At 66.7% G+C, this 20540-nt stretch carries 18 protein-coding genes; 13 read left to right on the forward strand and 5 right to left on the reverse strand.

Annotated elements, in window-relative coordinates:
• Positions 1-40: 40 nt before the first annotated feature.
• A complete protein-coding gene (gene ffh, locus STE01S_RS01775; protein ID WP_003043033.1) occupies positions 41-1486 on the reverse strand; it encodes a signal recognition particle protein in 1446 nt (481 codons plus the stop codon).
• Here ffh and STE01S_RS01780 point away from each other — a divergent pair.
• The 6 genes from STE01S_RS01780 to STE01S_RS01805 are packed head-to-tail and all read left to right on the forward strand — an operon-like array spanning position 1485 to position 7122.
• Positions 1485-1700: a hypothetical protein gene (locus STE01S_RS01780; RefSeq protein WP_062764278.1), complete on the forward strand. Its 216-nt coding sequence runs from the start codon at positions 1485-1487 to the stop codon at positions 1698-1700. The genes ffh and STE01S_RS01780 overlap by 2 nt on opposite strands.
• Before the next feature lie 52 nt (positions 1701-1752).
• Positions 1753-3384 carry a putative bifunctional diguanylate cyclase/phosphodiesterase gene (locus STE01S_RS01785; protein WP_062764280.1) on the forward strand — a complete coding sequence of 544 codons (1632 nt, stop codon included), beginning with the start codon at positions 1753-1755 and terminating at the stop codon, positions 3382-3384.
• Positions 3385-3435: 51 nt separating this feature from the next.
• Positions 3436-4242, forward strand: a complete 807-nt coding sequence (gene dapF / locus STE01S_RS01790; protein ID WP_062764282.1) for a diaminopimelate epimerase — start codon at positions 3436-3438, stop codon at positions 4240-4242.
• Positions 4239-5537 carry a MiaB/RimO family radical SAM methylthiotransferase gene (locus STE01S_RS01795; RefSeq protein ID WP_062764284.1) on the forward strand — a complete coding sequence of 433 codons (1299 nt, stop codon included), beginning with the start codon at positions 4239-4241 and terminating at the stop codon, positions 5535-5537. Before dapF ends, STE01S_RS01795 begins: the two co-directional genes overlap by 4 nt.
• A complete protein-coding gene (gene ftsY, locus STE01S_RS01800; RefSeq protein ID WP_062764286.1) occupies positions 5534-6460 on the forward strand; it encodes a signal recognition particle-docking protein FtsY in 927 nt (308 codons plus the stop codon). Before STE01S_RS01795 ends, ftsY begins: the two co-directional genes overlap by 4 nt.
• Complete coding sequence (locus tag STE01S_RS01805; RefSeq protein ID WP_082813177.1) at positions 6457-7122, forward strand: inner membrane-spanning protein YciB; 666 nt, start codon at positions 6457-6459, stop codon at positions 7120-7122. The genes ftsY and STE01S_RS01805 overlap by 4 nt, the downstream gene beginning before the upstream one ends.
• Positions 7123-7159: 37 nt before the next feature.
• Here the strand turns inward: STE01S_RS01805 and STE01S_RS01810 are convergent, their stop codons facing one another.
• From STE01S_RS01810 to STE01S_RS01825, 4 genes are read right to left on the reverse strand one after another with little or no spacing between them, the layout of a single operon-like run.
• Complete coding sequence (locus STE01S_RS01810) at positions 7160-7714, reverse strand: gamma carbonic anhydrase family protein (RefSeq protein ID WP_058811148.1); 555 nt, start codon at positions 7712-7714, stop codon at positions 7160-7162.
• Positions 7711-9963 (reverse strand): spermidine synthase, encoded by a 2253-nt coding sequence (locus STE01S_RS01815; protein WP_062764288.1) that lies wholly within the window; start codon positions 9961-9963, stop codon positions 7711-7713. Before STE01S_RS01815 ends, STE01S_RS01810 begins: the two co-directional genes overlap by 4 nt.
• On the reverse strand, positions 9960-10958 hold the full coding sequence (gene hemB, locus STE01S_RS01820) for a porphobilinogen synthase (RefSeq protein WP_062764597.1): 999 nt from the start codon (positions 10956-10958) through the stop codon (positions 9960-9962). The genes STE01S_RS01815 and hemB overlap by 4 nt, the downstream gene beginning before the upstream one ends.
• Before the next feature lie 52 nt (positions 10959-11010).
• Positions 11011-12597 carry a M23 family metallopeptidase gene (locus STE01S_RS01825; protein ID WP_322787061.1) on the reverse strand — a complete coding sequence of 529 codons (1587 nt, stop codon included), beginning with the start codon at positions 12595-12597 and terminating at the stop codon, positions 11011-11013.
• A 241-nt stretch (positions 12598-12838) separates the two neighbouring features.
• Here STE01S_RS01825 and STE01S_RS01830 point away from each other — a divergent pair, with 241 nt between their 5' ends.
• The 7 genes from STE01S_RS01830 to STE01S_RS01860 all read left to right on the forward strand — a co-directional run bounded on the left by STE01S_RS01830 (position 12839) and on the right by STE01S_RS01860 (position 20526).
• Positions 12839-15655 (forward strand): helicase-related protein, encoded by a 2817-nt coding sequence (locus tag STE01S_RS01830; RefSeq protein ID WP_062764600.1) that lies wholly within the window; start codon positions 12839-12841, stop codon positions 15653-15655.
• On the forward strand, positions 15655-15984 hold the full coding sequence (locus tag STE01S_RS01835; RefSeq protein WP_003043057.1) for an RNA-binding S4 domain-containing protein: 330 nt from the start codon (positions 15655-15657) through the stop codon (positions 15982-15984). The genes STE01S_RS01830 and STE01S_RS01835 overlap by 1 nt, the downstream gene beginning before the upstream one ends.
• A gap of 81 nt (positions 15985-16065) precedes the next feature.
• Positions 16066-16404 (forward strand): ferredoxin FdxA, encoded by a 339-nt coding sequence (fdxA, locus tag STE01S_RS01840; protein WP_003043060.1) that lies wholly within the window; start codon positions 16066-16068, stop codon positions 16402-16404.
• Positions 16405-16565: 161 nt separating this feature from the next.
• Entirely contained in the window at positions 16566-18008 is a 1443-nt protein-coding gene (tldD, locus tag STE01S_RS01845) for a metalloprotease TldD (RefSeq protein WP_058811297.1), read from the forward strand.
• A gap of 216 nt (positions 18009-18224) precedes the next feature.
• Positions 18225-19445 (forward strand): hypothetical protein, encoded by a 1221-nt coding sequence (locus STE01S_RS01850; RefSeq protein WP_062764292.1) that lies wholly within the window; start codon positions 18225-18227, stop codon positions 19443-19445.
• A gap of 88 nt (positions 19446-19533) precedes the next feature.
• Entirely contained in the window at positions 19534-19935 is a 402-nt protein-coding gene (locus STE01S_RS01855; RefSeq protein ID WP_003043068.1) for a hypothetical protein, read from the forward strand.
• 12 nt (positions 19936-19947) lie between these two features.
• Positions 19948-20526, forward strand: coding sequence for a DUF924 family protein (locus STE01S_RS01860; RefSeq protein ID WP_062764294.1), 579 nt, complete (start codon positions 19948-19950; stop codon positions 20524-20526).
• The last annotated feature ends 14 nt before the right edge of the window (positions 20527-20540 follow it).

Raw genomic sequence — 20540 nt, forward strand, 5'->3', positions numbered from 1 at the left:
TTTCCTTCTGACTTTCTAACTTTGACTTTGATTTTCCGGGTTATTTCTTCTTGTTCAGCAGATTGGCGAGATCGGGCGGAAGTCCGGCACCGCCAAGGCCGGGCAGTCCGCCGGCACCGCCGCCGCCGCCCATTCCGGGGATACCGCCGCCGCGGCCGAGGAGGGCGCCAAGGCCCTTGAGGCCGCCCATCTTGCGAATCTTCTTCATCGCGGTGGACATTTCCTGATGCATTTTCAGCACCTTGTTCACCTGTTGCACCGTGGTACCCGACCCGTTGGCAATGCGGATCTTGCGCTTCGCATTGATGATTTCGGGCTTCGCGCGCTCTTTGGGCGTCATCGAGCCCATGATCGCGTCGAAATGGACCAGCACCTTGTCGTCGGTGCCGCTCTGCGCCATCGCCGCCTGTGCTTTTTTCAGGCCGGGGATCATGCCCGCCAGCGCACCCAGTCCGCCCATGCGGCGCATCTGGTTCAATTGCGTGCGAAGATCGTCGAGGTCGAACTGACCCTTCGCCATCTTCTTCGCCATCGCCTCGGCCTCTTCGGCCTGAATCGTCTCGGCGGCGCGTTCGACGAGGCTGACGACGTCGCCCATGCCGAGGATGCGGCCCGCGATGCGCGAGGGCTGAAAGACTTCAAGACCGTCAAGCTTTTCGCCGGTGCCCGCGAATTTGATCGGCTTGCCGGTGACGGCGCGCATCGACAGCGCGGCGCCGCCGCGCGCATCGCCGTCCATGCGGGTGAGCACGACGCCGGTCAGCGGCACCTGTTCGGTAAAGCGCTGCGCGACCTGCACCGCGTCCTGACCCGTCAGGCTGTCGACGACGAGCAGCGTTTCGGCCGGATTCGCCGTGCGCGATACCGCCTGCATCTCGTCCATCAATTGCTGATCGACGTGGAGGCGGCCCGCGGTATCGAGCATCAGCACGTCGAAGCCCTGAAGCTTCGCCGCCTGCATGGCGCGCTGCGCAATCTCGACCGGCTGCTGCCCGGCGATGATCGGCAAGGTCGCGACGTCGATCTGGCTACCGAGGACCGCGAGCTGTTCCTGCGCGGCGGGACGATTGACGTCGAGCGACGCCATCAGCACCTTCTTGCGCTCCTTGTCCTTCAGCCGCTTCGCGATCTTCGCGGTCGTCGTCGTCTTGCCCGACCCCTGAAGGCCGACCATCATGACAACGGCGGGCGGCGTGACGGCAAGGTCGAGTTCGGCAGCTTCGGAGCCGAGCATTTCGGTCAGCGCGTCGCTGACGATCTTGACGACCTGCTGCCCCGGCGTGACCGAGCGCAGGACATTCTGACCGACCGCAAGTTCGGTGACCTGATCGACGAAGCTGCGCACCACGGGCAGCGCGACGTCGGCTTCGAGCAGTGCGATGCGCACTTCGCGCATCGCCGCGCGCACGTCGGCCTCGGTCAGCGCACCGCGGCCGCGGAGCTTCCCGAAAACATCGCCAAGCCGATTGCTCAGACTGTCGAACATGCGCTTCCAAACCCTTCTCTCGATCCGCAACGCAAAACACGCCGGTGAGCGAAACCTCGCCAACCAGCGGCTATCCGTGGACAGAAATTCCGTCGCGGATGTCGATATGCCCACCCGAATCCAATCGGCGGACGGCGGCTCCTTAAGCGAGATCGCCCACAAAGGCAAGTCGGACCGCCCGCTGGCCCGGACTTCGCAGCGGCGCGCCACTTAACGCAAATTTCACCGCTTTGCCGGCATATGCGGCGAATGGTGGGGACTATAGCATGAATTCGACGATGAAGCCGCGAAACCGCAGCGAGGACGCCCGACGCGACATGATCGCAGGGGGAATCGTCGTCGCCGCGATCGTGATGTTCGTCGGCACCGGCGGCAATGTGATGCAGGCGGTGGTGCAGACGCTGATCGGCATCGGCGGCGGGCCGGATAAGGTCTTGTCGGCGGCGCTGATCCTGAATGTTGCGCTGATCCTGTTCGGCTGGCGCCGTTACGAAGACCTCAACCGCGAGATTCGCGAGCGCACCGAGGCCGAACAGCGCGCGCGCTATCTGGCCGACACCGATCCGCTGACCGGATTTCTGAACCGCCGCGCGCTGATCGTTGCGGGGCAGCAACTCATCGCCAGCGCCGTGGCCGAAAAGCGCAACGTTGCCCTGTTCCTGCTCGACCTCGACCATTTCAAGACGGTCAACGACATCCACGGCCACGCCGCGGGCGACCGCGTGTTGCAGGTCGCGGCCGAGCGGATCACCGCCATCCTGCCGCCCAATGCGACCAAGGCGCGGCTCGGTGGCGACGAATTCGTCGCGATGATCCCGTTCGAGCCCGCCGCGCGCGCCAACATCGACGCGCTCGCCGCGGCACTGGTTTCGTCGCTCGAGGATTCGGTCGCCCACGATGCGCAGCATATCCGCATCGGCGCCTCGCTCGGCATCGCGCTTGCCAACGACGCGAGCATGACGATGGAAACCATGATCCGCCAGGCCGACATCGCGATGTATCACTGCAAGGACGAGGGTCGGAACCGCTATTGCTGGTTCGAGCAGGGCATGGAAATGGCGGTCCAGGTCCGCAACCAGATCGAAAACGGCATCCGCGAAGGCATGCCGCGCGGCGAGTTCATTCCCTTTTTCGAACCGCAGGTCGACATCGCGACCGGCCGCCTTGTCGGCTTCGAAATGCTGATGCGCTGGGATTCGCCGGAATATGGTATGATCCCGCCCGAACGCTTCATCCCGATCGCCGAGGAAAGCGGGCTGATCGGCGAATTGTCGCTGCTGGTCATCCGCCGCGCGATGGAAATCGCCAAAGGCTGGGATCCGTCGATCATTCTCGCGGTCAATATTTCGCCGCAACAGCTCAAGGACCCCTGGTTCAGCCAGAAGCTCACCAAGCTGCTGGTCGAAACGGGCTACCCCGCCAGCCAGCTCGAGGTCGAGATTACCGAAAGCTCGCTGTTCGAAAATCTGCCGCTCGTCCGCTCGATCGTCACCAGCCTCAAGAATCAGGGCGTGTCGCTCAGCCTCGACGATTTCGGCACCGGCTATAGCTCCTTGTCGCACCTGCGTGCGCTGCCCTTCGACCGCATCAAGATCGACCGCAGCTTCGTCGCCGCGATGCGCGGCAGCCCCGATGCGCAGGCGATTGTGGTGGCAATTGTGCGCCTCGGCGAAAGCCTCGCCATGCCGATCACTGCCGAAGGCGTCGAAGACGAAGTAACCGCCATCGAACTGACGCGGCTCGGCTGCGCGAAGGGCCAAGGCTGGTTCTTCGGTCGCGCCGCGTCCGCCGACGACACGGCGCGCCTGCTTGCCGACCGCGGCCTGCTCCGCGCGCCCGCGCTGCCGCAAACGCCGCCGCCCGCCGGCGACGAGGAAGTGCTGCGCAAGACGGCCTGACGCCGCCACATCGCTAGACTTCGCCCGTCGGCGCCCTTACATGCGCGGACTATGGCGGACCGCTTCACCAAGATGCATGGCCTCGGCAACGACTTCGTCGTGATCGATGCGCGCGCGAACAGCGTCGAGATGACGCCGGCGCGGGCGCATGCGATTGCCGATCGCCGCCACGGCATCGGCTGCGACCAGCTTATCCTGCTCGAACCGTCGTCGAAGGCCGACGTCAAAATGCGTATCTTCAACGCCGACGGCAGCGAGGTCGAGGCGTGCGGCAATGCGACGCGCTGCGTCGCCACGCTGATCGGCAAGCCCGCAGTCATCGAAACGCTGGGCGGAATGCTGCGCGTGACCCCCGCCGACGGCGGCGCCGAAGTCGTGCTGGATGAACCCGTCTTCGACTGGGAGCATATTCCGCTCGCCATGCCGATGGACACCCGCGACATGCCCGTCGCTTGGGACGAACTGGAACATGGCGCGGCGGTCAATGTCGGCAATCCGCACATCATCTTCTTCGTCCCCGAAGCCGACGCGGTCGCACTGGGCGACCTGGGCCCGCGGATCGAGACCGACCCCCTGTTTCCCGAGCGGGTCAACGTCAATGTCGCCAGCCTCGACGGCGAAAATCAGCTTCAGCTTCGCGTTTGGGAACGCGGCGTCGGGCTGACGCAGGCGTGCGGCACGGGCGCGTGCGCGACCGCGGTCGCCGCCATCCGCGCCGGCATCGTCAAATCGCCCGTCACCGTGTCGCTGCCCGGCGGCGATCTGGTGATCCGCTGGTCGCCCGGCGAGCCGATCGTGATGAGCGGCGCGGCGACCCGCGTGTTCGAGGGCGAGACCGACTGGGCGCAATTCGGATGAGCGTTGCCGAAGCCGACCGGGTCGAGGTCGTCAATTTCGGGTGCCGGCTGAACCTGGCCGAAGGCGAAGCGATCCGCGCCGCCGCGACGCGCGCCACAGCGCGCGACACGATCGTGTTCAACAGCTGCGCGGTGACCGACGAAGCGGTGCGCCAGACCCGCCAGGCCGTGCGGCGCGCGCTACGCGAGCGCCCCGACACCGCGGTGGTCGTTACCGGCTGCGCCGCCGAACTGGAGGCCGAGCGCTTTGCCGCAATGGGTGCGCGGGTGGTCGCCAACGATGCGAAGGGGCTAACGGCAAGCTACCAAGTCGAAAACGGTGCTTCGACAAGCTCGGCACGAGCGGAGATGGATGACGGAGCTCCTCCGTCACCGTTCGCCCTGAGCCTGTCGAAGGGCCGTTCTTCCGTTCCCTACACCCCCGCCCTCTCCGGCGCCGACCACGCCCGCGCTTTCTTGGGCGTGCAGACAGGCTGTTCGCATAGCTGCACTTTCTGCGCGACGGTGCTGGCACGGGGAGCCGCTCGCTCGGCAACGGTCGAATCGATCCTGACAGCGGCCCGGACGGCGATAGACCGCGGCCAGCGCGAGATCGTGCTGACCGGGGTCGATCTTGCCAGCTATGGCGATGACAGCGGCACCAGCCTTGCTGCGCTGGTCGAAGCCTTGCTGCGCCTGCCCCTCGAACGGCTCCGCCTATCGTCGCTCGATCCGGACCGTATCGACGATGGGTTGTTCGCGCTGCTGACGCAGGACGCGCGGATCATGCCGCACGTTCATCTCTCGATGCAGGCGGGCGACGACATGGTGCTGACGCGGATGAAGCGCCGCCACCGCCGCGCCGACGCCGTGCGGCTGGTCGAACGGCTGAAGGCCGCGCGCCCGGAAATCGCGATCGGCGCCGACCTGATCGCGGGCTTTCCGACCGAGGATGCCGCCATGTTCGCGAACAGCCTGGCGCTGATCGACGATTGCGACATCGTCTTCGGCCACATCTTTCCCTACAGCGCGCGAAGCGGGACGCCCGCGGCGCGGATGCCGCAGGTCGGACGCGGTGTGGCGCGCGAGCGGGCGGCGCGGCTGCGCGAGGCCAATGCGCGGCGGCGTCATGCCTGGCTGGACCGGCTGAGGGGGTCGACAACGACCATGCTGGTCGAGCGCGACGGCCGAACCGGCCATGCCGAAAACTTCGCCGCGCTGACATTGACCGCGCCCGCCGAACCGGGCGCCATCGTGCCGGTCCGGGCGGGCGCACGCGACGGCGACAGAATGAATGCGGAAAGGATATCGGGATGAGCGGACCGAGCTGGAGCGAGCGGCTGCTCGGCGGCTTTCGGCGCACGTCGGAACGGCTTGGCGAAAATCTCGCGGGACTGACGGGCAAGTCGCGCCTCGACGAAGACGACCTCGACCGGATCGAGGAAGCGCTGATTACCGCCGACCTTGGCCCCGGCATGGCGGCGCGTATCCGCGATCGCCTGTCCGAACGCCGCGACATTGCCGCGAACGGAACCGACGAATTGCGCCGGGTCGTGGCCGAGGAGATTGCGGCGGTGCTGCGTCCGGTCGCCGAGCCGCTTGAAATCGATGCTTTCCCCCGCCCTCAGGTCATTTTGGTAATCGGGGTCAACGGATCGGGCAAGACCACGACCATCGCAAAGCTCGCGCATCTGTTCCAGGAACAGGATTATGGCGTTATGCTGGTCGCCGGCGACACCTTCCGCGCCGCCGCAATCGGCCAGCTCAAGGTCTGGGCCGAACGGCTGGGCGTGCCGATCGTCACCGGACCCGAGGGCGGCGACGCGGCGGGCATCGTGTTCGATGCGGTCAAGCAGGCGACCGCGACAGGCATCGACGTGCTGATCGTCGACACCGCCGGGCGGCTCCAGAACAAGCGCGAGCTGATGGACGAGCTGGCCAAGATCAAGCGCGTGCTCGGCCGCCTCAACCCCGCAGCACCGCACGACGTCGTGCTCGTTCTCGACGCAACCACCGGACAGAATGCGCTGTCGCAGATCGACGTGTTCCGTGACGTGGCGGGCGTGACCGGGCTCGTGATGACCAAGCTCGACGGCACCGCGCGCGGCGGCGTCCTCGTCGCCGCGGCCGAACGCCACGGCCTTCCCATCCACGCGATCGGCATCGGCGAAACGATCGACGATCTGCGCCCCTTCGACCCCGACGAGATCGCGGGCATCATTGCAGGAAATATCCGATGAGCGAACCGCTCGACCAGCTTCCCGGCGGCCCCGAACCCGTCCCCGCCGCGCCGCCCGCCAAGCATGGCTGGCTGAACTTCGCGATCGACTTCGGTCCGCTGCTCGTCTTTTTCCTGACCTACAAGTTCACCGCCGGCGGCCAGGGTGCCTTCGCCGCGACTACGGGCGCGATCAAGGGCACGATCGCCTTCATGGTCGCGATCCTCGTTGCGATGGGCATCTCGAAATGGAAGCTCGGGCGGATTTCGCCGATGCTGTGGATGTCGGGTATCCTCGTCATCGGGTTCGGCGCGCTGACCGTCTATCTCCACGATCCCAAATTCATCGTGATGAAGCCGACGATCATCTATGCGGTCTTTGCGCTGATGCTGCTCGGCGGCTGGTGGTTCAAGAAGCCGATGCTCAAATATCTGCTCCAGTCGGCGCTCGACGGGATGACCGAACGCGGCTGGCTGCTGCTGTCGCGCAACTGGGGCCTGTTCTTCGCCGCGCTCGGCATCGCGAACCATGTGATGTACGTGCTGATCGAAGCCGGGCGGATGAGTTTCGATACTTGGCTGACGATCAAGGTCTGGGGCGTGACCGCGCTGTCCTTCCTCTTCACGCTGACGCAGGTGCCGGTGATGCTGAAGAACGGGCTGGCGGTTCCGGAAGAGAATTAACCTTCCGTCCCCTCCCGCAAGCGGGAGGGGAGAAGACTCAGCCGTCGATCGCCGCCTTGTGCATCCGTCCGTTGAGGACATAGTGGGCAACGCCCATCTGCATTCCCGCCGCCTGCGCGTCGCCGATCTCGCGCACCCGGCGCGCCGGCGACCCCGCCCATAGTTCGCGGTCCGGAATTTCCTTATTCTCGGTCAACAGCGCGCCCGCCGCGAGCATCGCGTCGCTGCCGATGCGGCAGCCGTTCATCACCGTCGCCTTCAGTCCGACAAAGGCGCGGTCAGCGAGCGTGCAGCCGTGCACCATCGCCATATGGCCGATCAGTACATCCTCGCCGATGATCGTCGGATAACCTTCGGGACGGCCCGGCATGGGTCCGTCGCAGTGCACGACGCTGCCGTCCTGGATATTCGACCGCGCGCCAACGACGATGCGGCTGACGTCGGCGCGCAGCACGCAATTATACCAGATGCTGACGTCGGGTCCGATCGTCACGTCGCCGATGATCCGGCAACCCGGCGCAATGAAGGCGCTCGGATCGATTTGCGGCGACTTGCCGTTCACGCTGATGATGCTGACGTCGGTGTAGGTCATTCATGTTTCCCGATCAGATTGCCCCAGAGAAGTATCGGTAGCGTGGACGCATAATCGTCGGTCCAGCGCTGGAACCCCGACTCACCACGCAGCGCGACCCAGGCGTCGTTCGCGGCGGCACTCTGACGGGGACGCAGGCCGTGCGTCAACTGGGCAAGGCGGGCGGGCGTCGCCGTCAGCGCCACCCAGTTCGATCCGGTGAGATCACCGAACTCGCTGTCCTCCGGGCCCGGGTCTAGCCGGATCGCCGCGCTCCACCCGCGCCCTCGCGCCTCGGCAGCGAGCACGGGTTCGAGATCGAAGAAGCGGTTCGAGATATGGACGAGCAGGATGCCGCCGGGGCGTAGCGCGCGCGTATAGGCATCGAACGCTTCACGCGTCAGCAGATGCAGCGGGATCGCGTCCGACGAAAAGGCATCGATGACCAGCACATCGAAGCGCGTCGGCGGCAGCTTCGCGATCTGCAAGCGCGCGTCGCCGATCACGATCGGCGTATCGGCGGCGCAGCGCGACAGGAAGGTGAATTTGGTGGGGTCGCGCGCTAGATTGGCCATGACCGGGTCGATTTCGAAGATCGTCCAGTGCTGCCCGGGTTTGCGATAGCAGGACAAGGTGCCCGTCCCCAGGCCGACAATGCCGACGGCGGCATCCGGCCCGGCGAGTTCGGGCAGCCTGTCGAGCGTCAGGCCGACCCCCGACTGATGGCCATAATAGGTAGTCGGATCGAGTTCGTGGCCGGGCGTCGTGCGCTGGAGCCCGTGCAGCGTCGTGCCATGCGCGAGCCGCCGCTGCTGATGATAGCGGTCGTCGGTGACGGTATAGATACCGAAATAGCTGCGCACCCGCATCCCGTCGCGCCCCTTTTCGAGCGTCTGGACGCCCCCGAATCCGAGCATCAAGAGGAAGAGCACGGTGACATAGGCCCAGCGCCAGCGAATGACGAGCAGACCGACCGCCACGATGATCGCCGCCCAGACGACATGCGCGCCGTGCAGCGTCCCGTCCCAGGTCGCCACAAGCTTCCACGATGCGAAGGCCGCAATCGCGACCAGTGCGGCGACGACGGGTAGCGGGCGGCGCAGTCCCAGCCATTTTTCCCACGGCAGCAGCGCAGGCAACGGCAAAAGCATCGCCGCGGCAAGCACCAGCACCGGATGCTCATAGACCCAGTTGAAGACGAGCGGCGCCACCAGCGCCGCGAAGGCGCCGCCAAGGACGCCCCCCGCCGACATGATGAGATAGAACAGGGTCAGATACCGCGGTCCCGGCCGCAGGAAATAGAGATAGCCGTGGAGCGCGGTCGCGACGACGAACAGCATGACGAGGCTCGCCAGCGCGACGAGCATCGTTCCGCCGCCCGTCCCGAGCAGCGCTTGCCCGCCGACGAGCAGCAGCAGCGCCGGGGCGATGGTCACGATGACGTTGGTCAGCGACGTCCAGCTGGAAAAGGCGAGCACGAAGCTGAGCAGATAGAGCCCGAGCGGCAACACCCAGAGCAAAGGCATCGCGACGATATCGGTCGTAAGATGCGTGGTCGTCGACAGCATCAGGCCCGACGGAACGGCGGCGATCAACAGCCAATGGAGCTGTCGCCGCCAGTCCGGCCTGGCTTCGTCGCCGGCCGTGTCCGGCGATTGGGCGTTTTCCGGGCCGCGCCCCCAGCGCGCCGCGGCGGCGGCCGCAACCAGCATGAACAGCAGAACATAGCCCAGCGTCCAGCCGATGCTCTGTTTCGCGAGCGGCAACAGCGGTTCGACGAGCGCGGGATAGCTGATCAGCCCGGCGAAGCTGCCCAGATTCGAAGCCGCATAGAGGAAATAGGGATCGCCGGCGCGCGGATCGGCGGCGAACCAGCGCTGCATCAACGGCGCCTGCGCCGAAACCGCGAAGAAGACGGGACCGATCGAGGCAAAGAGCAGAAGCGGCACCCACAACGCCTCCTGCCCCGGCGCCGGCGGGGCGATCCGCGCGAGGCCGACCGGCAGCCACAGCGCCGCAACGAGCAGCAGGCCGAGGTGGATCATCGCCTGCCGCCGCACCGCGAAACGCCCGAGCCAATGCGCATAGGCATAGCCGCCAAGGAGTAGCGCCTGATAGACGAGCATCGCGCTGTTCCACACCGCCGGCGCCCCGCCGAGCCGCGGCAACACCATGCGCGCGACCATCGGCTGAACGAGGAAGAGCAGGAAACTGCCGACCAAGATGGTCAGAACGAACAGGGGCCGACGCGGCGAAGCGGAAGCGATCATGCAGTGAGCAGCCTCGCCGCGTGCAGCGCGTGATAGCTCAGAATCCCCGACGCGCCAGCGCGCCGGAAGGCGAGCAGGGTTTCGAGGACGAGCGCATCGCGGTCGCCCGCACCTGCCGCCGCGGCGGCCTCGATCATCGCATATTCGCCCGACACCTGATAGGCATAGACCGGCACCGCGAACGCGTCCTTCACCGCGCGCACCACGTCGAGATAGGGCAGACCCGGCTTGACCATCACGCTGTCGGCGCCCTCGGCAAGATCCTGTTCGACCTCGCGCAGCGCCTCTTCGACATTGGCGGGGTCCATCTGATAGGTCTTCTTGTCGCCCTTCAGCAGCCCGCGCGATCCCACCGCATCGCGGAAGGGGCCATAGAAGGCCGACGCATATTTGGCGGCATAACTCATGATCTGGACATGACCGAAGCCCTCGACCTCAAGCGCTTCGCGGATCGCGCCGATGCGTCCGTCCATCATGTCGCTGGGCGCGATGATGTCCGCGCCCGCGCGCGCCTGATTAAGCGCCTGGCCGACCAGCACCTCGACCGTTTCGTCGTTGACGACATAGCCTGCCGCGTCGATCAGCCCGTCCTGCCCGTGGCTGGTATAAGGATCGAGAGCGACGTCGGTCAGCACGCCGATCACATCGCCGAGCGCATCCTTGATCGCTGCGGTCGCGCGGCACATCAGATTGTCGGGATTGAGCGCTTCGGCGCCGTCCTCGCTGCGCCGGTCGGGCTGCGTATAGGGAAAGAGGGCGAGACAGGGGATGCCCGCGTCGACCGCATCGCGCGCGCGCGCAACGAGCAGGTCGACCGACCATCGCGACACGCCAGGCAGGCTGGCGATCGGTTCTTCCACGCCGTCGCCCGGACAGACGAACAGCGGCCAGATCAGATTGGCGGGGGTCAGCTGCGTCTCGCGCACCATCGCGCGGCTCCAGGCGGTTCGGCGGGTGCGGCGCAGGCGCAGGTCTGGGAAAGCGGCGTGAGTCATGCCCGTGTGCATAGCGGCGCTTGGCCGCCGGGCAAATGGATATTGGCCGCCGTCAGATTCCTTCGCCGGCCCGCTTCGATGCGGTGTCGGCCAGCGAACCGAGCTTGGGCCCTTCGGCGGGCCGGGCGGCGACCGGCGTCAGCGCGGCGCCGACCGAGACCGAGGTGAGCTGGCGGATGCGGGCACGGAAATCGGCGAGCGCCTTGCCTTCGAGTTGCGCGCGCGTCACGAAGCTGACCGACAGCGGGTTCACCGCGACGCCGTTGCGATAGACTTCATAGTGAAGATGCGGGCCGGTCGACAGGCCGCTCGACCCGATATAGCCGATGACCTGACCGCGATTGACATGTTGGCCCGGGCGCACCGCGATGCGGCTCATATGGCCGTAACCGGTGCCCAGACCCGCGCCATGGTTCAGTTTCACATAGTTGCCGAAACCGCCGGTCCGCCCCGCGATCGTCACCACGCCGTCGCTGACCGCATAAATGGGCGCGCCGTAGCCGCCGCCGAAATCGACGCCGCTATGCATGCGCGTGTAGCCGAGGATCGGGTGGCGGCGCATGCCGAAGGTCGATGTGATGCGGCCGTTCGTCGGACGGACCATGCCGCCGCGCTGCTGCCCGATGCCCGACGCTTCATACCATTGGGTGCGGCCGTCGACCGTCCATTCGATCATCGACAGTTTCGGCTTTCCGCCGCGCACCAGCCCGGCGTAAAGCAGCTTGCCCGTCTCGCTCTCGCCCGTTTCGGCGCGGCGATGGTCGAGGATGATGTCGAATTCGTCCGATGCGCGAATATCGCTGCCGACCGAAATCTGGCGGCTGATCACGCGCAGATAGGATTGGATCGCCTCGGGCGGTGCGCCGGCGGCGCGCGCCGAGCGATAGAGGCTGTCGCCGACCCGGCCGCGGATGCGCAGCGGTGTATTGTCGACCGCGATCGGGATGCGGCGCATCACCAGTCGGCCGTCGATACGCTCCATCTCGATCCGCAAGTCGAAGCGCGCCCGCATCGCGAGTGCATCGACCGGGCGCGGCATCGTGCGCGCGGCGCGGCGGCCGAGGATCAGGTCGATCCGCGTTCCCGCGGCGATATCGGACAGCGGCACGGCGCCCGCGACCTGGCTGGCGATCGCCTGCGCATCGGGGCTGCCGACGCCCGAGCGTTCGAGCACGCGGGCGAAGCTGTCGCCCTGCCCCAGCGTCGCGGTGAGTTCGATCTGCGGCCGTTCGGGCGTCTGGGCCAGCGGGCGCACCGCGTCGGTCGCCGCCATATGGCGCCCGGTGTCGCCGCCATAGGCGATCGGCACGATCATCTGCGCGCGCGCTTCGTTGAAGTCCGATGCGTCGAGCGCCGGAGCGCCGCCGATCTCGAGCGGTTTCAGCCCCGGAAAGGTCGATATGGCCGTGCCGCACAGCAAGGTGAGCGTGGCCAGCCCGCGCCACCATTCCGCCGATCCGATATTGTCGCCAAGGTCGGGGACGAGGTCGATATGCGCGAAACGGTCGCGCAGCGCGTCGATCCAGGACAGCGCGCGGGGCGATTCGTCCGCGGCACGGCGCAGCGAAATCGCCTGCGACATCGACAGGGTCGCGGCATTGCCCGACATACCCGCGATGGGTTCGTGACGCTGAAACAAATCGCAACCCCCGCTCGACGGGCCCCCAAAGCCCGGCCGTCGATGATGTTTTCGACCCGAGGTCTGTAAACAAAGGCCGTTAAAGTCAATTTAACGGCCACGCGAACGCGCGGGCTTGCGGCCAGTCGTGGCGCGTGCGGGTTATGATGTGCCGCGATCGGGAAATCGACCGGATCGCTCCGCCTTCGTCGATCCGCTGTTGCGCCGCCGCGCCGCCCGTGCCAGCGTTGCATCCAAGAAAATGCCGTCCCACTCCTCCCACCCGGTCAAGGCTGTCCTTGGCCCCACCAACACCGGCAAAACCCATTTGGCGGTCGAGCGCCTGACGGCGCATGCCAGCGGGATGATCGGCTTTCCGCTGCGCCTGCTGGCGCGCGAGGTCTATGACCGGGTCGTCGCCATCAAAGGGCCCGCGCAGGTCGCCCTCGTCACCGGGGAGGAACGCATCTGGCCTGCCGAAGCGCGCTATGTGCTGGGAACGATGGAGGCGCTGCCGGTCGACCGCGACGTCGCCTTCGTCGGCATCGACGAGGCGCAGCTTGGCGCCGACCCCGAGCGCGGCCATGTCTTCACCGACCGCGTGCTGCGCGCGCGCGGCCGCGAAGAGACGATGATCCTTGGTTCGGCGAGCATCAAGGGGCTGGTGCGCGATCTGGTTCCCGAAATCGACGTCATCAGCCGGCCGCGCTTTTCGACGCTGAGCTATGCCGGCGCAGCAAAGCTGTCGCGCCTGCCCAAACGATCGGCGATCGTCGCCTTTTCGGCCGAGGAGGTGTATGCGATCGCCGAGATGCTGCGCCGCTTTTCGGGCGGCGCTGCGGTGGTCATGGGGGCGCTCAGCCCCAAGACGCGCAACGCGCAGGTCGCGATGTTCGAAGCGGGCGAGGTCGACTATCTCGTCGCCACCGACGCGATCGGCATGGGGCTGAACCTCGACGTCCAGCATGTCGCCTTCGCGAGCCTGCAGAAATTCGACGGCCGCCGGGTCCGCCGCCTGACCATATCGGAAATGGCGCAGATCGCCGGACGCGCAGGGCGGCACCAGCAGGACGGCAGTTTCGGTACCGTCGGCCAGCCGCAGGGCGGCTTCACGCCCGAAGAAATCGCCGCGATCGAAGGCCATCATTTCCCGCCGCTGACCAGCCTGTTCTGGCGCAATCCGGCGCCGCGTTTCGATACGCTCGACACGCTGATCGCCGACCTTGCGCGGCCGCCCGAGCACAAGGCGCTGCGCCCGGCCCCCGAAGCCGTCGATATTGCGGTGCTCAAGCATCTGGCGGGCGACATGGAGGTGCGCGCACGCGCCGACGAAGCCGCCGCGGTGCAGCGCCTGTGGGACGTGTGCGGCCTCCCCGATTTCGAACAGCTCGGCCCCGAACATCATAGCCGCACCGTCCTCAAGCTGTGGCAATGGCGCACAAGCGGCAACGGGATGATCGACCCCGACTGGTTCGCGCGCCGCCTCGCCCGGCTCGACCAGGTCGATGGCGATATCGACCAGCTCGCAAGCCGCATCGCCGCGGTCCGCACATTATGCTTTATCGCCCAGCGGGGCGACTGGATCGAAGGCGGCGCCGGATGGACCGAGCGCACGCAGGACCTCGAATCGCGATTGTCCGACGCGCTGCATGCGGCGCTCGCACAGCGTTTCGTCGATCGCCGCCTGGCGCTGCTGATCCGCGATGCGGGGCAGCGCCACGCCGCGCTGCCGGTCGCGGTCGGCCCCGACGGCACCGTCGCCGTCGACGGCGAAGCGATCGGGACGCTCAAAGGCTTTCAGTTCAAGGTCGATCCCGGCGCGCGCGCCAGCGATCACCGCCTTTTACTCGCCACCGCCGAGAAGCATCTGCGCGCCGAACTCGCCCGCCGCGCCGCGCTGCTTGCAAGCGGCGAGGACAAGGCGATCGAACTGGTCAGCGAAGCCGGCGCGCCGCCGCGGCTCGCTTGGCACGGCCAGACGATCGCGACACTCGCGCGCGGCCCGACACTTGTACAGCCGGCGATCCAGATCGACCCGTCGCTTCGGCGGCTCGAACCGCAGCAGGTGCAAGCGATCGCCGAGCGGTTGCAGATTTTCGTCGCCGAACAGCTCGCGCGCCATGCCGCGCCGCTGGCCGCGATGGGCGAAGCGGCGGGCGACCTGTTCACCCCGCCGCATGTCCGCGCGCTGCTCGCCGCGCTCGTCGATGGCGGCGGCATGGCGCCGCGCGCGCAGGTCGAGGCGCAACTGGGCGCGATGAGCGCCGACGAACGCCCCTATCTGCGCAAGCTCGGCCTGACTGTCGGGTCGCTCGACCTTTTTCACCACCTGCTTCTCAAGCCCGAAGCCGTGCGCTGGCGCGCCGCGCTGCTCGCGGCGCAACAAGGAAGCGCACCGATCCCGGCGCTGCCGCCGCAGGGCGCGGTGCTGCAAAAGAGCGGCCATCACGGCGGGCTGCGCATTGCAGGCTTCCGCCGCTGCGCCTCGGGCTGGCTGCGTATCGACATGGCCGAAAAGCTGGCGCGTCAGGCCCATGCCGCGCGTCTGAAGGCCGCGCATCCGCCGACCGAGCCCGTCGCGGGTGCAGCCGAACATCATGCCGACCATCCTGACGGCGCCGACGAAGGTCAGGGGGTTTCGGCCGCGCCGCCGCCCGGCTTCGTCATCGACCCGGCGCTCGCCATCTCGCTCGGGCTTGACGAGGAAACGCGCCGCGCGCTGCTGCAGGCGTTCGGCTTTCGCAGCGTCGGCGACCCCGCGCTCCAGCGCTGGCGCTGGTCGGGGCTGAAGGCCGCCGACAAGCGCAAGCGCCGCAAGCACAAGGCGGGCGACAAACGGCCTGAAACAAAGGCCACAACCTCGACCGATGGACACCCGGCACGGCACCGAGCCAAGCCGCGCAAGACCGGCAAGCCGAACACGGCAAAGGGTCAGCGGCCGCAGGGGCAGCAGCAGAGCAAAGGCGGGGCGCGGCCACCGCGAACCGACCGTCCCGACCGCCCGGTCCGGCGCGGCCCGTCGCCGAACAGCCCCTTCGCCGGGTTGGCCGCGCTGATGGCAGAGGCGCGCAAGGACTGATGGCAAGCCCCGGCGCAGCAGGCAGCATCCGGCTCGACAAGCTGCTCTGGTATCTGCGCTTCGCGCGCTCGCGCAGCATCGCGCAGGCGATGGTCGCGGCGGGGCATATCCGCCTCGACGGCCGCCGCGTCAGCCGCGCGTCGGTCGCGGTCCATCCCGGCGCGACGATCGTGCTGCCGGTCGGCGAACGCATCGAAGTGATCCGCCTCCTGACCCTGCCGCCACGCCGCGGTCCCGCGCCCGAAGCGCAGGCCTGTTACGAACGACTGACCTCTGCGCCGGCCTCTCCGGGAAATGAGAGTGATTCGCAACTGGCGGCGGACCATTGACGCATCGCCGCCACGCGGCATAGGAGGCGGGGAATCGCAACAAGGGGCGGCAGCAATCCGCCACGAAGGGAGCCCTTACCCATGACCTATGTCGTCACCGACGCCTGCATCCGCTGCAAATATATGGATTGCGTCGAGGTTTGCCCCGTGGACTGCTTCTATGAGGGCGAGAATATGCTCGTCATCAACCCCAATGAATGCATCGATTGCGGCGTGTGCGAACCCGAATGCCCCGCCGAGGCGATTCTGCCCGATACCGAGAGCGGCCTTGAAAAATGGCTGGAAGTGAACAGCAAGTTCAGCGCCGAATGGCCGAACATCACGACCAAGAAGGACAGCCCCGCCGACGCCGACGAATATAAGGGCGTCGACGACAAATATGAAAAATTCTTCTCGCCCGAACCGGGCGAAGGCGACTGAGACCAGGGACAGGGCGGGATTTTCCCGCCCTTTTCTTTTGTAGTTCCTGCCGCTGAAACGGGGAGCGCTGCAAGGCCGCGCACCGCCCGTCGTTGAAGCGCCGCGGCACGGCGGCACCGAACGGGCTTTGCGCCATCGCTATGCGCGCCTATATCATGCGCATGACAAGCCCCACCGATCCCCGCCGCTTCCTCTACCGCGCCGATGCGCTCGACCCCGATCTGGCGCAGAAACTCGCGCGCGAGGCACTGGCGAAGGCCGACGATGGCGAGCTTTATCTGCAATATCGCGCGACCGAGAGCTTCGGCTTCGACGACGGGCGTCTGAAGACCGCCGATTATTCGACCGACGCCGGCTTCGGGCTGCGCGCCGTGACGGGCGAGATGACGGGCTTTGCGCATGCCAGCGACGTCAGCGCCGGCGCGATCCGTCGCGCCGCCGAAACGCTGGCGTTGCTCGATCCCGCGAAACAGGCACCCGCCGGCCCGCCGCCGCGCACCAACCGCCACCTCTATGACGAGGCGAACCCCCTCGACCTCGTCCCCTTCGCGAAGAAGGTCGAGCTCTGCCAGAAGATCGACGCCGCTGCGCGCGCGCGCGATCCGCGCATCGTGCAGGTGTCGGTCGCGCTCGCGGGTAGCTGGTCGGTGGTCGAAATCGTCCGCGCCGACGGCTTCCTCGCAACCGACATCCGCCCGCTCGTCCGCCTCAACGTCTCGATCGTCGTCGAAGAAAATGGACGGCGCGAGAGCGGCTATTTCGGCCTCGGCGGCCGTTATATGTACGATCACCTCTTCGAAGAGGCGCAGTGGAACCGCGCGATCGACGAGGCGCTGAATCAGGCGCTCGTCAATCTGCGCGCGGTCGATGCCCCCGCCGGCGAATTTACCGTGCTGCTCGGCCCCGGCTGGCCGGGCGTGCTGCTCCATGAAGCGGTCGGGCATGGGCTCGAGGGCGATTTCAACCGCAAGGGCACCAGCGCCTTTTCGGGCCGGATCGGGGAACGCGTCGCGGCGGCGGGCGTCACCGTGGTCGACGACGGCGCGATGGAAAGCCCGGTCGGCGGCGGTCGCCGCGGTTCGCTCAGCATCGACGACGAGGGTACGCCTACGGGCGAGACCGTGCTGATCGAGGACGGCATCCTCAAGGGCTATATGCAGGACCGCCTCAATGCGCGGCTGATGGGCGTCGAACCGACCGGTAATGGTCGCCGCGAAAGCTTTGCGCACGCGCCGATGCCGCGGATGACCAACACCTTCATGCGGGGTGGTAACGACGATCCCGCCGAGCTGCTGAGCCGCGTCAAGAACGGCATCTTCGCCAAGAGCTTCGGCGGCGGACAGGTGGACATCGTGTCGGGCAAGTTCGTGTTCAGCTGCACCGAAGCCTACAAGATCGAGAACGGCAAGATCGGGGACTCGATCAAGGGCGCGACCCTGATCGGCGACGGGCCGAGCGTGCTGACCAAAGTCAGCGGCATCGGCAACGACATGGCGATCGACGAAGGCATCGGCATCTGCGGCAAGGGAGGGCAGAGCGTCCCCGCGGGCGTCGGCCAGCCGACGCTGCTGGTGAACGGTCTGACGGTCGGCGGGACAGCCTGACAATCGCGTCATCGCGAAGGGCGAAGTGACGAAGCAATCTCAAGCGCCCGGCCTTGCGCAACGGCGATGACTCGAGATTGCTTTGCTTCGCTCGCAATGACGAAGACTGTGACAGCCCTCACTTGGCGTTCGCCCGATCCGCGCATATAGAGGACCAAACAAAAATAGATTTCGGTCGCATCATCCGTGGGGCACCCCCACAACAGGGAGGTTTGCATGCGTTCGAGTCTGCGTTTCGTGTCCGTCGCCGCCGTTGCCGCGATGCTCGCCGCCGTTCCGGGATCGGCGCAAAAGACCACCGGCCCCAAGGAACGCTATGAAATGGACGTCGCGACGATGTCGGGTTTCGCCGCGATGGCGGGGGGCGGTCGCGGCGGCCTGGGCGGCGCGATGAGCATGATGTTCGGCGGCGACCCGTCGAGCCGCGTCGCCTACACGCTCAACCTCCGTCTCGGCTCCGACCAGTCGCCGACCGCGCCGCCGCCCAAGGGCGATCATTATTTCGAACCGCAGGCCAAGCTCGGCAAATCGGTGCCGCTGATCGCGCCGCCGCGCGCCGAAGGCAGCTACACCCCCGAATTCGAACGGCCCAAGGGGCGACTGCTGCTCTATTGGGGCTGCGGCGCCAAGGCCGGTCCCGGCCAGCCGGTCATCATCGATTTCGCCAAGGTCGCGGCGGGACAGGTTCCGCCCGGCCTCTTCTCGAGCGCGGTGCCGATCATCCGCGAGGTCAGCCAGGCGAACAGCAAATCCTATGTCGACTGGCCGAACAGCAAGGGCGGCAAACAGCCGCAGGCGGGGTCGTCGCTGATCGGGGCGCACCGGATCAACAGCAATGTCGGGTCGGACATCAATTTCAATCTCGCGCAGGATTACATGCCGGGTCTCCAGGCCTCGACCGCGCAACAGGCCGACGGATCGGTGATGATCCGCTGGGGCGCGCTCCAGCCCGCGACCGGCTATGTCGCATGGACGATCGGCGGCATGGACCGCGGCGGCGGCAATGGCGACATGGTCTGGTGGACGAGCAGCGCATCGAAGGAATTCGGCGGCGGCCTGTGGGATTGGCTCCCCCCGTCGGTCGTCGCCAACCTGATCACGAAAAAGATCGTGATGCCGCCATCGCAGACGAGCTGCCAGATCCCGGCCGAGGTCAAGAAAGCGTCTGGCGAAATGATGATCGGCAATCTTAACGCCTTCGGTCCCGAAGCCAATTTCTCCTATCCGCCCAAGCCCGCGGGCAATGCGGTGTGGAATATCGACTGGACCGCCAAGGTGCGCTTCCGGTCGCACACCATGCTGCTCGTCGGCGCCGATATGGGCGGCATGGGCGCGATGGGCGGCAGCAGCGGCAGCGCCAGCACCCCCGCCGAACCGCCCAAGAAAACGAAGTGCAAGGGACCGCTCGGCATCCCGCTGCCCGACGGCGCCTGCTGATTTCCGCCGGCGCTTTCAGGCTCGGTTCACGCGTCTCCGTCTATGGAGTGGGGAGGGGTAGGACATTTCGAACCGCAGGAGCCCTGTCATGCGTCCGCTGATTACCGCCATCATCGCCGCCGCCGCTGTCGCGGCGGTTCCCGCTGCCGCCACCGCGCGCGAAAAGCTCGCACCCGAGGCGCAGCTTGCCAAGCTGCTCGAAGGCCGCGTCGCCGGCAAGGCGCGCGACTGCATCTCGCTCTCGGCCGTCACGAGCAGCCAGGTCATCGACAAGACCGCTATCGTCTATCGCATCGGGGACACCCTGTGGGTCAACCGGCCGAAAAATGCCGACAGCCTCGACGGCGACGATGTGCTTGTTACCAAGACCACCACGTCGCAGCTCTGTTCGATCGACACGGTCGAACTGCACGACCGTAGCAGCCACATGTATAACGGCTTCGTCTCGCTCGGCGAATTTACCCCCTATCGGCGCGCGGGATCGAACTGATAGATAAGGGGAATGTTCGACGACGACCTCCCCTCTCCCCCGCCGCCGCCCGCCGATTGGCCGCACAGGCTGCTCACCTTCTGGTTCGACAGCCACGGAATGGACGACTGGTATGGCGGCGGGGCTGATTTCGATGTCGCGGTGCGCGATCTGGCAGCCGACTGGCTGGCGGCGCTGCGTAGCCAGCCTGCCGAGACCTTTCTGACCGACCCCGACACCGCGCTCGCCGCGACCATCCTGTTCGACCAGGTGCCGCGCAACATCTTTCGCGGCAGCGCAGAGGCCTTTGCAACCGACGATCTGGCGCGCCAGATCGCGCGCGGCATCGTCGCGCAAGGCTGGGACCAGCACTGGCCCGACGCACGGCGCCAGTTCGCCTATCTGCCCTTCGAACATAGCGAGGATATCGCCGATCAGCGCGAATCGCTGCGCCTGATGTCCGAACTCGCCGATCCCGTCTTCCACGATTATGCGCAGAAGCATTTCGACATTATCGACCGTTTCGGACGCTTTCCCCACCGCAATGCCGCCCTCGGCCGCGCAACCCGCGCCGATGAGCAGGCGGCGATAGAAGAGGGCAAGAATTGGTGATAGACCGGCCGCCG

It is taken from the genome of Sphingopyxis terrae subsp. terrae NBRC 15098 (assembly GCF_001598815.1).
In the GTDB taxonomy this organism is placed as follows: domain Bacteria; phylum Pseudomonadota; class Alphaproteobacteria; order Sphingomonadales; family Sphingomonadaceae; genus Sphingopyxis; species Sphingopyxis terrae.